The organism is Saccharopolyspora sp. NPDC049426, assembly GCF_040676935.1.
In the GTDB taxonomy this organism is placed as follows: Bacteria; Actinomycetota; Actinomycetes; order Mycobacteriales; family Pseudonocardiaceae; genus Saccharopolyspora.
In genome coordinates this window covers 1-1,003 of sequence record NZ_JBFAPZ010000037.1, presented here as the reverse complement: position 1 = coordinate 1,003, position 1,003 = coordinate 1, and the positions used below count along the sequence as shown (strand labels likewise).

The window sequence follows — 1,003 nt, the reverse complement described above, 5'->3', positions numbered from 1 at the left end:
GCAGGCGTATGCGCTGCGGTGCCGGATCGTTCTTGCGTGCGCGGAACCCGGTGCGTTCAACACGGACGTGGCTGCGGAGCTGGGTGTTTCGGTGCCGACGGTGGCGAAATGGCGTGGCCGGTTCATCGAGCACGGCCTGTCCGGGCTGGCTGATGAGCCCCGTCCGGGCCGGCCTCCGTCGATTCTGCTGGATCAGGTGCAGCGTGTGGTGGAGTTGACCCTGGAGCAGGCCCCGGCCGATGCCACGCACTGGTCGCGGGCCTCGATGGCCGAGCGCACCGGGCTGTCGAAATCGACGATCGGGCGGATCTGGCGGCGGTTTGATCTCAAACCCCATCGCATTGACGGATTCAAGATCTCCACCGACCCGTTATTCGTGGAGAAGGTCGTGGATGTCGTTGGCCTCTACCACAATCCGCCGGAGCGGGCGGTCGTGTTATGCGTGGATGAGAAGTCCCAGATGCAAGCGTTGGATCGCTCTCAGCCGGTGCTGCCGATGATGCCGGGGATGCCCGAGCGCCGCACCCATGACTACGCCCGCCACGGCACGACCAGCCTGTTCGCGGCGTTCAACATCGCCGACGGCACTGTCATCACCGAACTGCACCGCCGCCACCGCGCCACCGAGTTCAAGAAGTTCCTGGTCAGCATCGACAAAACCGTGCCCGCCGAGCTCGACGTGCACCTGGTCTGCGACAACCTCGCCACCCACAAAACACCCATCATCAACGAGTGGCTGGCCCGGCACCCCCGCTTCCACGTGCACTTCACCCCGACCGGCTCTTCCTGGATCAACCAGGTCGAGCGCTGGTTCGGCTACCTCACCGACCAACTCACCCGTCGCGGAGTCCACAAAAGCGTTGCAGCGCTGGAAAAAGACGTCCGCGACTGGATCCAGCACTGGAACTCTAGCCCCAAGCCCTTCGTGTGGAAGAAGACCGCCGAAGAGATCCTCGATTCCCTCGCCCGATATCTACAACGCATTTCCGACGCAGGACACTAG

At 63.8% G+C, this 1,003-nt stretch carries 1 protein-coding gene; it reads left to right on the top strand.

Annotation, left to right across the window (positions count from 1 at the left end; all coding sequences use genetic code 11):
- Positions 1-1,003, top strand: a 1,003-nt coding sequence (locus AB0J78_RS33380; RefSeq protein ID WP_363796057.1) for an IS630 family transposase, incomplete at its 5' end; no start/stop codon positions are given.